Origin of the sequence: Micrococcoides hystricis (assembly GCF_042434215.1) — a bacterium.
Lineage (GTDB): Bacteria > Actinomycetota > Actinomycetes > Actinomycetales > Micrococcaceae > Micrococcoides > Micrococcoides hystricis.
Map to the genome: position 1 here is coordinate 22113 of NZ_JBHLUB010000002.1, position 12509 is coordinate 34621.

Sequence of the window (12509 nt, forward strand, 5' to 3'; positions counted from 1 at the left end):
CGAGGCGGGAGAGCAACAGCGAATGATGGAGTCGGAGAGGGTTATTTCTTGATTGGGTCCAGCACGATGTCGTACGTGGTGACCTTGCCACCGGAGCCGTCATCCTGCAGATCCAGCATGAGCTCTGGCTTCACGGCGGAGGCAACGTCGTCGTCGTTGTGCTCATCGCCCGGGAAGTACAGCTGGGCGGTGAGCAATTCGTGCCCGTCGGCCACGGCTTTCAGGTGCAGGTGGGCTGGTCGCCAGGCGTGCCAGCCGGCGGCGGCGATCAGCTGACCGCAGGCACCTTCGGTCGGGATCTGGTACGGAGCCGGCTCGATGGTGTTGATCTCGAAGTTGCCGTTGTCATCGGCGATGACGATGCCGCGCAGGTTCCACTCCGGGACGCCTTCGGCGAACTGGGAGTACAGACCCTTGGCGTCGGCCTGCCAGAGTTCAACCTTGCCTTGGGACAGCGGTGAACCGTCGGTGGAACGCAGTTGGCCCTTGAAGACCAGCGGGGTGCCTTCTTCGTTCTCCCGCATCGGCATGGTCATCGGGGTTTCGGAGGTTGGCGCGTCTGGCACGTAGTACGGGCCTTCGATGGAGCCCTTGTTTCCTTCGCGGTGGTCGGTGGCGACTTCCTCGACGGAGTGCTCTAACCACACATCGAGGAACAGTGGCCATTCCCCGTCCTCGCCGACTTTGATCAGCCAGGCTTTGAGCGCGTTGTACTCGTCGTAGGTGACGCGCTCTTCCAGCACGATGTCGTTCAGGGCCTTGACGGCGCGGGTGGCGAGGCGGTTGACGCGTTCGACGTCGACTTCTTTACCGCCGGCCAGCTTGCCTGAGTCACGGAAGCGCGCGGTGGCGGCGCTGCCTGCCGCGGCGGCTGTCTGGTAGGTGTCTTGAGTTGCAGTCATGGTGTTACTCCTCATGATTTACGCAGGTGACCCGAATTGATTCTCGGGCCGTGGTGGTCGGTGGGAGGCGAACGGCAAAGCTCCCTCAATGTGGCCTGCGTCACTGTTGATGTGTTAAACACTATGAGCTGACCGATGATACGGGAAATACTTGTTTCACCTTGATTGATAGCGCCGGGGTCTGAATGCTCCCGCATTGATGGTGCGTGATATCTCATTCAAGCGGGCTCGAGTATCTTCTTATTCGACTTCACATCGTTTACACGGGTGTATAGTTGCCCGTGACCAGACCCTGTCTTGTGTGCGCCTTTAGTAGGCTGAATTGGTGAGTACATCTGACAGCACACCGACTGCGTACGCGCCCTTTTGCGCAGCGGTTTTTCACCGCTTGGGCGCTTTTGCTTGTGGGAGGGCAGACGATTGACTGGGCACGGCCCCGACATCCTCAACCGCGACTCGGGACTGCTCTGGCACCCGTACAGCACGCTGGCTGCCGGGGTGTCCTACGCTGTGACCGGCGCAGAAGGGGTTCGTCTTTCTCTGAGTGGGGCCGACGGCGAACACACCGTGGTTGATGGCATGGCCTCTTGGTGGTCTGCTGTGCACGGGTACCGGAACCCCCGTCTTGATGCGGCTGCGCACGCCCAGTTAGAGGATTTCAGCCATGTCATGTTTGGCGGGCTGACACACGCACCGGCCGTCGAGTTGGCCGAGAAACTGATCGAGTTGGCCCCGGCAGGCCTGCAACATGTCTTCCTCGCTGACTCCGGATCCATTTCTGTTGAAGTCGCGCTGAAGCTGGCTTTGCAATACCAGTACGAGAGAGGGCAAGGACACCGGCAACGGTTTGCCGCTCTTCGTGGTGGCTACCACGGCGACACCTTTGCGACGATGCGGGTCTGTGACCCGGTTGATGGGATGCACAGCCAGTTCGCAGGTCAGGGCACGGACAACGTCTTCCTGCCTCGTCCGCCGGCTGCCGCCCTGAATTCTGCTGGGACATGGGACGCTGACGCGGACGCGCTGGCCGCCTGGGAGACACAGGCGCGCGAGCTGATTGGAGCCCATGCTCAGGAGCTTGCGGCGATCGTCTGCGAGCCGATCTTGCAGGGCGCCGGCGGCATGTATGTTTACGATCCGCACGTGCTCGTTATTCTGCGCGAGCTGGCCGACGAACATGGCTTGCTGTTGATTTTCGATGAGATCGCGACCGGTTTCGGACGGACCGGCCGCTTCTTCGCCACCCATTGGGTGGACATCACCCCTGACGTGATGTGCGTCGGTAAAGCTTTGACCGGCGGCTATCTGACGCTGGCGGCCATGATGTGCACCTCGGAAGTGGCACAGGTTCTGGATGACAGCGGTTCCCCGCTGATGCACGGACCCACTTTTATGGGTAACCCGCTGGCCTGCGCGGTGGCTAATGCTTCCTTGAGCTTGCTGACCGAAGACGACCCGGAACACCCCGGCCAACAACGCTGGCAACAACAATTGCAGAGACTTCAGACCGGGTTACGGGAGGGCTTGGCGCCAGCTGCAGAATTCTCCGGGGTCCGCCAAGTCCGCCAGCTCGGCGGCGTGGGCGTCGTTCAACTTACCGAACCGGTGCGGGTCGCCGAGGTCACCAAGATCGCCGTCGAGAACGGTGCATGGGTCCGCCCTTTCCGTGATCTGGTGTACGTAATGCCCCCGTATGTGTGCAGCTCAGAAGATCTGGCACAACTCACGCGAGCGGTGGTCACTGCGGTGGGTGAAGTCCATGGCCGCTAGCGAAGATGCGGGGATGAGCAACGACGCTCAGTTCCCGGCGGTGTGGCAAGGTTGGCTCCAGCAGCGGGCTCAGGTCCGGGCCAAACGTAACTTCCGCCGGGCTGAAACCAGCCGGGAGGATCTGCTAGATCTGTCCTCCAACGACTATTTGGGTCTGGCCCAGCACCCGGCAGTGCGCGCCGCCGCGTCGCGGACTCTTCAGGCGCAAGGGGCCGGGGCTTCGGCCAGCCGCGTCGCGACCGGGACCTTGGCCGCGCACCGAGACTTGGAGGAAGCGCTGTGCCGTTACACCGGTCGGGCTGCCGCTCTGGCCTTCTCCAGTGGTTACACCGCAAATATGGGTGCCTTGCAGGCCTTGGGTGGGCCGGGCAGTCACATCATTCTGGATGAGCACGCGCACGCCAGTTTGGTCGATGGCGCAAAACTTTCCGGCGCCAGCATCGAGACCGCTGCCCACAATGATCTGCACGACCTGAAACTCAAGCTACTGGCGAATGGATCTTCGGGACGGCACCGGACGTTGGTGGTGGTGGAGTCCCTGTATTCGGTTCTGGGGGACGCCGCCGAGCTGAAGCCCCTTGCTGATCTGTGTGCCGAACACGATGCGCTGCTGCTGGTGGATGAGGCGCATTCGTTGGCGGCCACCACCGGCGGAAGCGCTGTGGCAGCGGCCGGTCTGTCCGCAGCGAGCCATGTGATCGTGACGGCCACCTTGTCTAAGTCATTGGCCGCTCAGGGTGGTGCCATTCTGTTTGGCGGTTCGGAGGCGGAACTGCTGCGGGAGCACATCATCAATACGGCCCGCACGTTTATCTTTGATACCGCGCTTTCCCCGGCAGCGGCTGGTGCGGCAACGGCGGCGCTTGATCTTGCCGATGCCCAGCTGCTCGAGCGGCTGCGGGAGAACACTGACCTGTTGGCACGGACGCTGACGTCGGTGCCGTGGCTGGCAGACCGGGTTGAGCATGGGGCTGGGCCGATCCTGTCGATTCGGATGGCAACTCCGGCCGCGGCTGTTCGCACAGCTGCTGCGCTTCGTGCCGCCGGTATCGCCGTCGCCGTCTTCCGACCGCCGAGTGTGCCGGACGGGATTTCCCGGTTGCGGCTAACAAGTCATGCCCAGCATGAGCCGGCCACTTTGGTGGAAGCCGCGGAGAGAATCATTAGGTGCATCGAGAAGGAGGAGAAGGCGTGAGCTGCCCATTCGACCACACGCAACTGGACCTCTCCGGGCCGGCAACGACGACGCAGCCCAGCCCGTTGGCCGGTGACATAGCGGCCGGGTTCCCCGCGCAGATCAACGATCGCTACCGGGTGGTCTCCGACCCGCATCAGGTCAAGCAGATTTTGTTGCAGCCGGATTTGTTCACCCCGGATAACGCTTTGTTGACGGGTATTGATTTGGAGCCGGCGACCCTGCGTATTTTGGCTGCCGAACGATTCTCTTTACCTCCGGTGCTCGCGAGCGCCAGCGGCGCAGCTCACCGTCAGGTGCGCGGCATTGTGGCCGGCTTCTTCAGCCCCAAGAAGGTGGCCGCCCAGCGCGAGTACGTGGAGTCCCGCGTGACACAGATCGTTTCCGAGTTGGTGACCGAGGCTCGTGCCGCTGGGGACGATGCTGCCACGGTTGACTTGGCCCCTCGGCTGGCAGATCTGATCCCGCCGGAGGTCATGGAACGGATGACCGGGGTGCCTGCTCCCGAACTGGCTGATTTGAAGCGTTTCAGCCGGCATTCGCTGGAACTGTTTTGGGGTTGGCCGGAACCGGACCGCCAGCTTGAGTTGGCACACACGGCTGTGGAGTTCCATCAGTGGTTGCGCCGCTCGATCTCCGAGGCGATCGCGGCCGATGACGGCAACCTTTTTGCCCAGCTGCACGCGGCCGGGGTGGACGTGGACCGGATTCGTTCTCTGGGGTATTTCCTGACCATTGCGGGACAGGAGACCACGGCGCTGCTGATCAACACGGCACTCGATACGGCGCTGCGCGGTGGTCAGTGGAAGCAGTACGGCGAGTCCTCTGCGGCGACCTCGGCGTTCGTGACCGACGTGTTGGCTGGCAAGTCTTCGGTACCGACGTGGCGAAGACTCGCTTCCACGGACCTGGAGGTGGACGGGGTCCACTACCCTGCCGGCCAGCAGCTGGTGTTGCAGCTTTCCGGGGAGCAGTATCTGGCGGACTCCGATGATTCTTTGGCGTTCGGTTTTGGGCTGCACCGTTGCTTGGGCGCGGGTCTGGCTCAGATGGAAACGGAAGCCGTGGTGCAGACCCTTTCTCGTCTGCTACCGGACCTAGAACTGGCAGCTGAGGATCCTCCGTGGCTGCACCTGTTGTCCTTTCAGGCGCCGGTGACGGTGCCGGTCCGCCTGAACCTGCATGGACATGGAGCGAAGGCATGATCTTCGCAGTGACCGGTACTGACACCGAGATCGGCAAGACGGTCGTGACGGCCATGTTTGCTGCCGCGGCGCTGGAAGCGGGTAAGACCGTCGCGGTCTACAAGCCCACTCAGACCGGGGTGGGTCCCGAGGACGCCGGCGATGTGGACTCGGTGGCCGGCTGGTTGGGAAGCCCGGAGCAGCTCACCACGGCCGAGGGCGTCCGGTTGATCCATCCCATGGCCCCGGTGGACGCGCTGCGTCATCAGGAAGCTCGGCAGGAGGGACAGCCGGCGGCTGAGGCCGGTACGTCTTTGCCCGTCCTGCCGACTTTGCAGGAGCATGCCGCTACGATCCAGACGTTGGCAGCCCAGCACGATGTTGTGTTTGTTGAGGGAGCCGGCGGGCTGCTGGTGAAGCTGACCGAAGCCGGGGAGACGATCGCCGAGCTGGCACAACTGGTCCGGGCGCGGCCCATCGTCGTCGCCCGTCCGAACTTGGGGACGCTGAATCATACCGAATTGACGCTGGAGGCGGCCGATCGGCGTGGACTCAACGCCGGGGTGCTGGTCTTGGGCAGTTGGCCCGCAAAACCGGATGCGCTGCACGAGATTAACCGGCGGCATCTTACAGAGCTCGCAGGGAAGTTTGGCTGGGCCTGGGCGCCGGGGCCAGCGGCCGGGGCCGTCATCGGGTCCGCGGAACAGGTGGAAGCCACGCTTCGCGGTGCCGGTCAGAAGCTGCTGCAGGTGCCAGGACTGTTTGGCTTACCCGGCAAGAGCTAGATTCTGCGCCGTAATCGCGACAGACTTTCTGTCATGGCTCTTTCCGCATTGCCCGAGTGGCCGGCAGTACCGCCGGCGCACGGCCCCGTTTTCTTGCGCGCCGTCGAGGATGACGACCTTGAGATGGCCCGAGAATTGTCAACGGATCCGTACGTCCCGCTCGTGGGGACGCTGCCGCTGAACGCTTCTGCCGACCAGGCGCTGGGCTGGATCAGGCGGCAGCAAAGCAGGCACGCTGCGAGGACCGGCTTCTCGTTCACGATTGTCCTCAAAGATTCCGGCACCGCGGTGGGACACTGTGGTTTGTGGCTCAGCGAACTGGACAAGGGAAGGGCAACCGCCGGGTACGCGGTGGTTCCCTCGAAACGGGGCCAAGGCCTGGCAGCTGCGGCGTTGACGGCCCTGACCGATTTTGCGTGGACGATTCCTGGGCTGCACCGGGTCGCGCTCCTGATTGAACCGTGGAATACCGCCTCCATTCGCACCGCCGTGCGGGCGGGTTACGAACGAGAGGGGCTGTTGCGCAGCTACACGGAAATCGAAGGCGAGCGCAGGGACATGCTGCTGTTCGCCGCCGTTATTTGATGTCGGAGGGGTGCTTGGCCAGCGGGGTGACCTCGATGTCCATGTAGGGGAACAGTGGGAGCCCCTGAAGGACCTCGTGTAAGTGGTCGTTGTCCCGCACCTCGAAGATGGAGTAATTTGAGTACTCCCCCACCACGCGCCAAATCTCAGGCCAAACGCCCTCGCGCTGCAGCTGCTGCGAGTACTCCTTCTCGGTGGCCTTGATCTTGTCGAACTCTTCAGCGGGCATGTCCAGCGGCGGGTGTACATCCATGCGGACGAGGAACTTCATGGCTTACTCCTTGGGGTCTGGGGCTAGATGGTTTGCTTGGCCGGGGACTTGTCCAGCCGGTAGCGTTCGAGTTTGGCGTCGTCGATCTGCACGCCGACGCCCGGGATGGTTGGGACGGCGATGGCGCCGTCGCGGATTTGTAGCGGCTCCGCGATGAGGTCATCGCTCATGTCCAAGTAGTTGGACAGTTCGGCGGCCCGACGGCTGGTGGCCTCATGGGCGGCGCCGAAGGTGATGGTAGCGGTGGTGCCGATTTGGGTGTCGATCTGGTTGCCCATGGTGACGTCCACCCCGAGGCCCTCGCACAGTCCGAGGATGGTCTGGGCTTGGGTGAAACCGGAGCGTGCGGTCTTGATGCACACGGCGGTGCAGCCGCCGGAGAGCAGTTCCCGGGAGACGTCCCCCGGGGTTGGGACGGACTCGTCCCCCACCACCGGGATCGGCGATTGGGTGACTAGGCGGCGTCGGCCCATGGCTTCTTTGGCGTCGTTGGGTTCTTCCAGCAGGGTGATGGGCAGGTCCGCGGTGCGGCGCAGGAACTCGATGGCTTCGTTGGCACTCCAGCCCCGGTTGGCGTCCACGTAGATTTCCACGCCGGCCGGTAGCCCCTCGCAGAGCACGCGGGCGGCTTCGACGTCGATGTCGATGGGCCGCTGCCCGGTCTTCAGTTTGAAGGTGGCGATGCCGTAATGCTCGAGGCAGCGCTGGGCTTCGCGCAGCAGTTCCTCGGCCGGGCGGAAGCCGAGCATGTGGGAGACCCGGAGTTTGTCCGTGTACCCGCCGAGCAGTTTGTGTACCGGTTGGCCGGCGGCTTTGCCGATCAGGTCCCACAGGGCAATGTCGACGGCGCCCTTGGCGGTCTCATTGTGCACGGTGCGGTTCATGATCTGCCAGGCCTTGGCCCGGTCGTGAACCTGAAGCCCGGTGAGCTGGGGCGCGAAGATGTCTTGGATGACGGAGAGGACGGAGGCTTGGGTTTCCCCGTAGGTGTAGGGCCGTGGCGGGACGTCGGCGATGCCGGTGAGCCCGTCGTCGGTGTGGATCCGAACCAAGACGTGGTCTGCGGTGTGCACCTGCCCGGAGGCGAATTTGAGCGGGTGCGTGTAGGGGATGGCGTACGGGATGGTCTCAATGTGGGAGATCCGCATCAACGCACCGCCTTTCTGGTCGATTCGTAGTCTGCGTACAGGGTGCGGAAGTTTTTCACTAGTGGTGAGGTATTGGATTTCAGCCAGGCTAGGGAGAGGTCGACCCGGGGTGGGTTGCGCAGTGGGCGCAGCACCATGCCGCGGATGACGGAGTGTTTGGTGGAGGCGGGGATGAGGCCGACGCCGACGTTGGCGGCGACCAGGGCCAGCATGGTGGAGGTCTCCCTGACCCGCTGGACAACGTTGGGCACGAAGCCGTGTTCTTGGCAGGCACGCAAGGTGACTTGGTGGACGGCTGAGCCTTGCGGGTAGGCGACGAAGTTGACGGTGGCTAAGTCTGCGAGGTCGATGGTACCTTTGGCGGCGAGCTCGGATTCTTCGGGGAGTGCGACGACCAGCTCTTCTTCTTCGATCAGCATGGTCTCGATCTCTTGGGAGTGGACCGGCGGGCGCAGCACAGCCACGTCGAAGCGGTGCTCCAACAGGCCTTGTTCCATTTGCGGGGTGAGCATCTCCCCTTGAATGTCTAGGCGCAGGCGTGGAAAGTGGAGCCGGGCCTGTTCGACCATCCACGGCATGTGCCGGTAGGTGGCGGCCCCGGTGAAGCCGACCCGTAGGACGCCTTGGGCACCGTCGGCGACGTGTTTGACGTCTTGTTCGAGGGCTTCGATGGCGTTGATGATGGATTGGCCGCGTTCGAGCATGAGTTCACCGGCCTCGGTCAGCTCAACTTTGCGGGTGGTGCGGTTGAAGAGTTGGACCCCGAGCTCGGTCTCCAGGTTTTTGATCTGCTGGGAGAGCGGGGGTTGGGCCATCATGAGGCGCTCGGCTGCCCGGCCGAAGTGTTTTTCTTCCGCGACCGCGATGAAGTATTTCAGTTGCCGAGTCTCCACGAGTGGCTCCCCCTCCTTAGCGTCTTCCAGTGCGGGCAGTGGTGCTTTTGACCAGACTACGGACCCGCACTAAGACAAGGGAAATACCATTATTGCCGGTATTGATATGCTGGCGCTATCAATCGGTGTTGACTGGTTCGCTGACCGCCGGGGCTAGGCCCTGACTTCATTACCCGCTAGCGTGCGGTTGTGCGGCGGCCGGCACGTTCTGCGAACCGATCGATGGCATGCAACACTTCGTCACTGCGCCAGAACGGACCCATGTTGTGTTCGTGCTTACTTTGGAGGATGCCAGCATCGACGAGAGCCTTCAATGGCGGGTAGACGTTGGGCATTTTGGAGCCGAGTAGTTCGGCGGTTTTAGCTGCGGTGAGCACCGGCTGCTCGGTGATGATATCCAGCAGCCGCCAGGCGTTGCTGTTTCGGCGTACAGTGAGCCGGTCTTCCCACGAGACACGTATAGCATCAATTTCCGCCACTAATTGACGGGTATTCTCGATTGCGTCCAATGTCGCCTGTGCGAAGGCCTCAACGATGGGTGTTGGATCGCCTGCACGGTATTCGGTCAGCGCCGCGTAGTAACCGTCGACTTCCGCAAGTAACCCCGCCGAGACCGGGATGGATACATTTTGGGTGACGCCTCGGTTACGCAACATAGCTTGGGCGAAGGCGCGTCCGGCACGGCCGTTTCCATCGCTGAATGGGTGAATCGTTTCAAATTGAGCGTGCGCAAGTGCCACCGACACCAAAACCGGCAGGTCGGTCCGAGCGGCAAAGGCAGTGAGGTCGTCGATGAGGTCCGGGATTCGTTCATGCGCGGGCGCCACGTAGTCAGCGCCGACCGGGGAGGATGCGCTGCGCCCAATCCAGACCGGCTCCTGCCGCCAGCTGCCAGGAGTGTGTTCGGGGTGGTCTTCCAGTAGAACTTGATGCATCGTACGAATCGATGTTTCGTCGATTTTGCTGGCCAGCTGCAGGGCAGCCTCCATGGCGCGGGTGTTCGCGGCAATGTCTTTTGCGTTTCTCCCCCGGTTCAGCCCGAGATCGGCACTGAATATATTTCGCGCGCTAGCCGTCAAGTTTTCAATCTGCGACGAGGACGCGGCTTCAGACCGCAAAAGTACCGGCGCGAAGTTCTTGACCCGCTCACCAAGTTGCGCATCGAACCGGGCCAGCTCTGACGCTGCGGTTTCCGCCCGTGCCAGCGTGGCGCTTTCAAGCTGAGGGACAGCATTTCGGATCAGCGGGGGAACAGTCATAATTTCCTCCCCTCAGTTTATGAGGAACTCAGTTACTCATAATTTTATCAGCATCCATTATGAGGAACTGAGGAAACTAAAGGGCAGCAGCGGAAGACCACGGCGGGGAGTCCCTGCCGTGGTCTTCCGTCTCAGCGTTGTTGGTTAGGAGCGCGGCCGTTTCTTTTCCGGGTCGTAGAAGGGGAACTTCACGACGGTGGCCGGGATGCGCTTTTGTTGCCGGTCGAGTTTGCCGATCTCGACTTCGGTGCCTGGTTCGGCGTATTCGACCATCATCCGGCACAGGGCGATGTTCTTGCGCAGGATTTGCGAACGCGTCGCGCTGGTGACGACTCCGACTTGGAAGCGGCCGGAGTGCACCGTGTCGCCGTGACCGCCGGGCTCGTTGCCGGCGACCTCGAGTCCGACGAGGGTCCGCTGCGGATTCTCCTTACGCTTGATGAGCGCCTCCTTGCCGGAGAAGTCATCTTCCTTGGTTTTCAGCGGGACGGTGAACCCAATGCCGGCCTCGAATGGATCGATTTGGTCATCGAAGTCGTACCCGGCGAAGACCAGACCCGATTCGATGCGCAGCATGTCGAGGGCGTCCAGCCCCAGCGGGGTGAGACCGTATTCTTGGCCGGCCTCCCAGACGGCGTCCCACACGTCCACGGCGTGGTCCGGGTGGCAGAAGATCTCGTAGCCGAGCTCGCCGGAGTAGCCGGTGCGGGAGACGATGACCGGGATGCCCTGGTGGTCGCCGATCCGACCGATGACGAAGCGGAACCAGCCGACGTCCTCGAAGTTGGTTTCTTTGTCATTGGTCCAGATCAGCGGGCGCAGGATGTCCCGGCTGGCGGGGCCTTGGATGGCGATGTTGTGCAGCTGGTCGGTAGAGTCTTTGACCCAGACCCGGTCGAGGCCGAGCTTTTCGGCCAGTTCGCGCAGCCAGCGGCCGGTGTAGTCGTCCCCGACGACGGCCCGGAAGCGGGTGTCGGTGAGCCGGAAGATGGTGCCGTCATCGATCATGCCGCCGGTGTCATTACAGAACGCGGTGTAGACCACTTGGCCGTTGGAGAGTTTGCGGATGTTGCGGGTGGCCGCGTACTGCAGCAGGGCCTCGGCGTCGGGACCGAGGACCTCGAACTTGCGCAGGGCGGACAGGTCCATGATGGCCGCTTTTTCCCGGCAGGCCCAGTATTCGTCGATGGCGCCGTGGCCGTCGAAGTGGGTGGGCAACCAGAAGTTGCGGTAGTCCACGAACTGGCTGGTCAGGGCGCTGGTGCGCGGGTGGAAGCCGGATTCACGGGTCATGGTGGGTTCCGATTCTGGGGTCACGCGGTGGGAGATGGCCATGGAGAAGTTCTTCTTTGCTGGGTAGACACGCAGGTGGATGTCCGTGCAGACCCATGCGTTGGAGGGGTCGATGTCATCCGGGCAGGCGGAGGATGCGCAGATGAGGTCGGTTTTGGCTTCGAACAGCACGTAGTCGCCCGGCCGTGACCACGGCTCATCGAAGATGAGCAGGTTGTGGGCGTCAAACATGGTGTTGTAGAACAGGTTCAGCGCTGGCCAACCCTTGCGTTCTTCCACCTGGTAGGGCTTGAGGACGGCGTTGAAATTGTCCGTGCAGTTCACGTGGCCCGGGTAGCCGAAGTCCTCGTAAAACTTGGAGTTGCAGGCCAGCCCGAAGGTGTCGTGGCGGCCCACGGTGTCATGGACGACCTCCACAAGCGGGTCAAAGTCTTGGTCGTAGAACTTTCCGCATAGGCCCGGTTGCGGGTAGGCGTTGCCCATGAAGTAGTGGGTGGCGATGGAGTCTAGGCCGCGTTCTTGGCCCTTCTCCAGTTTGCGCAGGTCGAAGGCGAGGAAGTCGGAGCATTGCCGGCCTTCCACGTCGATGACTTGGATGTAGTCGCCCTTTTTGACCTCGTAGCTGAAGGCGGTGGCCCGGTTGATCCGCACGTCCAGAATGGGCTCGGCCAGCGGCGGTGGCAGGTCCCGGTGCGTGCTGACCGGTGGGTTGGCCCGGATGATTTCCACCATCAGGTCCGAGGGCGGGTTCGCCTCATCTAAGTCCATCATCCACGTGGGTGCCGCGACCACGACGGTGATGTCTCGTTGCGCGACGAAGGACTCTTGGGAGCCGGCCCGGGAGCTTTCCCCGAACAGGTGCACGGCGGTGGCTTTGTCTGGGCGCAGGCCACGGTCGGCGAGCGCGGCGATGACGTCCGCGTGCTGCGGGTTCTGCCGGTGGGAGGTGGCGTCCATGTTGGTGAGCACGGTGGCGGGGGCATCGCCGTGCAGGCCCAGGGCGGCGAAGTCCACGCCGCCTTGGCCGAGCACCGTCACCTCGGCGCGTTGGGCGCCTTGGCGGTCGACGATGGTGATCTTGTCACCGGTTTCTAATTGCAGGCCGGTCACGCCGCCGGGGCGGACCCAATAACGTTCGTGGCCTGGGGCCAGGGGCAACAACCCGGGTTGGATGAGACGGGGGCGGGCGATGTCCAGTGGCGCAGTCATGGTGAGTCAGCTCCT

11 protein-coding genes are annotated in these 12509 nt (G+C 62.8%); 5 read left to right on the forward strand and 6 right to left on the reverse strand.

What is annotated here, in order from left to right; genetic code table 11:
• Nucleotides 1-41 precede the first annotated feature (41 nt).
• Nucleotides 42-902 (reverse strand): catechol 1,2-dioxygenase, encoded by an 861-nt coding sequence (gene catA / locus ACFFFR_RS02270; protein ID WP_377457905.1) that lies wholly within the window; start codon nucleotides 900-902, stop codon nucleotides 42-44.
• 420 nt (nucleotides 903-1322) lie between these two features.
• Between catA and bioA the strand changes: the two genes are divergently transcribed.
• The 5 genes from bioA to ACFFFR_RS02295 are packed head-to-tail and all read left to right on the forward strand — an operon-like array spanning nucleotide 1323 to nucleotide 6421.
• On the forward strand, nucleotides 1323-2672 hold the full coding sequence (gene bioA / locus ACFFFR_RS02275) for an adenosylmethionine--8-amino-7-oxononanoate transaminase (protein ID WP_377457906.1): 1350 nt from the start codon (nucleotides 1323-1325) through the stop codon (nucleotides 2670-2672).
• The gene (locus ACFFFR_RS02280; RefSeq protein WP_377457907.1) at nucleotides 2662-3867 is read left to right on the forward strand and encodes an aminotransferase class I/II-fold pyridoxal phosphate-dependent enzyme; all 1206 of its coding nucleotides are present in this window, start codon (nucleotides 2662-2664) and stop codon (nucleotides 3865-3867) included. The genes bioA and ACFFFR_RS02280 overlap by 11 nt, the downstream gene beginning before the upstream one ends.
• Nucleotides 3864-5072, forward strand: coding sequence for a cytochrome P450 (locus ACFFFR_RS02285; RefSeq protein WP_377457908.1), 1209 nt, complete (start codon nucleotides 3864-3866; stop codon nucleotides 5070-5072). The genes ACFFFR_RS02280 and ACFFFR_RS02285 overlap by 4 nt, the downstream gene beginning before the upstream one ends.
• A complete protein-coding gene (bioD, locus tag ACFFFR_RS02290) occupies nucleotides 5069-5836 on the forward strand; it encodes a dethiobiotin synthase (protein WP_377457909.1) in 768 nt (255 codons plus the stop codon). Before ACFFFR_RS02285 ends, bioD begins: the two co-directional genes overlap by 4 nt.
• A gap of 33 nt (nucleotides 5837-5869) precedes the next feature.
• Nucleotides 5870-6421, forward strand: coding sequence for a GNAT family N-acetyltransferase (locus ACFFFR_RS02295; protein ID WP_377457910.1), 552 nt, complete (start codon nucleotides 5870-5872; stop codon nucleotides 6419-6421).
• Here ACFFFR_RS02295 and catC read toward each other — a convergent pair.
• From catC to ACFFFR_RS02320, 5 genes are all read right to left on the reverse strand, one after another.
• A complete protein-coding gene (gene catC / locus ACFFFR_RS02300) occupies nucleotides 6414-6692 on the reverse strand; it encodes a muconolactone Delta-isomerase (RefSeq protein ID WP_377457911.1) in 279 nt (92 codons plus the stop codon). The two genes, ACFFFR_RS02295 and catC, sit on opposite strands and share 8 nt — an antisense overlap.
• 23 nt (nucleotides 6693-6715) lie before the next feature.
• Nucleotides 6716-7840 (reverse strand): mandelate racemase/muconate lactonizing enzyme family protein, encoded by a 1125-nt coding sequence (locus tag ACFFFR_RS02305; RefSeq protein ID WP_377457912.1) that lies wholly within the window; start codon nucleotides 7838-7840, stop codon nucleotides 6716-6718.
• Nucleotides 7840-8733, reverse strand: a complete 894-nt coding sequence (locus tag ACFFFR_RS02310; protein WP_377457913.1) for a LysR substrate-binding domain-containing protein — start codon at nucleotides 8731-8733, stop codon at nucleotides 7840-7842. Before ACFFFR_RS02310 ends, ACFFFR_RS02305 begins: the two co-directional genes overlap by 1 nt.
• Before the next feature lie 176 nt (nucleotides 8734-8909).
• Nucleotides 8910-9992 (reverse strand): Fic family protein, encoded by a 1083-nt coding sequence (locus ACFFFR_RS02315; protein ID WP_377457914.1) that lies wholly within the window; start codon nucleotides 9990-9992, stop codon nucleotides 8910-8912.
• A 144-nt stretch (nucleotides 9993-10136) separates the two neighbouring features.
• On the reverse strand, nucleotides 10137-12494 hold the full coding sequence (locus tag ACFFFR_RS02320) for a trimethylamine N-oxide demethylase (protein ID WP_377457915.1): 2358 nt from the start codon (nucleotides 12492-12494) through the stop codon (nucleotides 10137-10139).
• Between the last annotated feature and the right edge of the window lie 15 nt (nucleotides 12495-12509).